At 36.8% G+C, this 1,219-nt stretch carries 2 protein-coding genes; both read right to left on the minus strand.

Features of this window, described 5'->3' with window-relative positions; translation table 11 throughout:
- The coding region (locus ACWEH3_RS36180) for a universal stress protein (RefSeq protein ID WP_452358520.1) at positions 1-260 on the minus strand (260 nt) is incomplete at its 3' end.
- Between the two features lie 8 nt (positions 261-268).
- On the minus strand, positions 269-1,219 hold a 951-nt coding region (locus ACWEH3_RS36185), incomplete at its 5' end, for a divalent metal cation transporter (protein ID WP_452358521.1).

The raw sequence follows: 1,219 nt of genomic DNA on the forward strand, positions 1-1,219 counted from the left end.
TGAATGTTTTTTACACCGCTATTTTCTGCATATTGTTTGTACTTTTCCAAATTAAGTGACAATTGACTTTGTTTCTGCCTCAAGTACTCAGGGTCTAACGCTTCATAAACATTCAGCTCTTCAATTTCTAAAATTGAGGCAATCAGTAATGCGGCTCCAGTTTTACTCGCTTGCTTTACAGCATATTGAAAGGCTTTTTGAGCTCCTTCTGATTCATCTACCCCAACTAAAATATTTTTAAATTCATCAAATCCTTCCATAGTGCTTCTTACCTTTCATTAATTAATTGATTATATTTTTTATTTCCTTTATACAGTTCAATAATTGTCCACGCTAACAGTAGTAATACTGCGACGATAATGACATAGGCAATAGAATCAGCTAGTACAAGTTGGCTTGATGTCACCTTTTCACCAAAAAAACCTTCAATTTGGCCGGGCAATCCAATCAAATTTAAATATGTCAATCCAATTACTGAACCCCATCCTATTATCCGAATAACTATCGAATTTTTAAACCGGCTTCCCATTTCCACCTCACTATTGGTCATCATTAATAATGGTACCATCGAAAATGGTAACGCAAAAGCTAAGAAGACTTGTGAATTATTCATTAGTGTATTTAACGCTGTGTGCTCCCGAATCGTTCCTTGCCTGCTTGTAATAATTACACAGATTAACACTGGGATAACTGAAATCAAACGCGTAATTAAGCGTCTTAGCCAAATTGGCATTCTCATATGAATGAATCCCTCCATAATTACTTGTCCAGTTAAAGTTCCGGTAATCGTTGAATTTTGTCCAGAAGCTAGTAACGCGACTGCGAATAATGTAGAAAGAAGACCTGATTTTGCAACGGTGATTAAAATTCCGTTACTCAATGTATCCGAATTTGATAAAGCCTCATACAACCCAAAGAATGATGGATCTTTCACTGCCCCTGTTTTAAAAACAGCAACTCCCATTATGAGCAATAAGGAGTTAACAAAAAAAGCGAGAGTCAATTGAATGTTAGAATCCCATGTTGAAAATCGTACAGCATTGGCGATTTCATCTTCATCCGTACGATTTATCTTTCGAGTCTGAGACACAGCCGAATGTAGATATAAATTATGAGGCATAACGGTTGCACCAATAATCCCTAATGCACCAGTTAAAGGCGTTTGACCACCAATTGAATGTGTAGAGGAGAACGTTTCACCAGTCGGAACCAATCCTTT

This window comes from Nocardia sp. NPDC004718 (assembly GCF_053601535.1).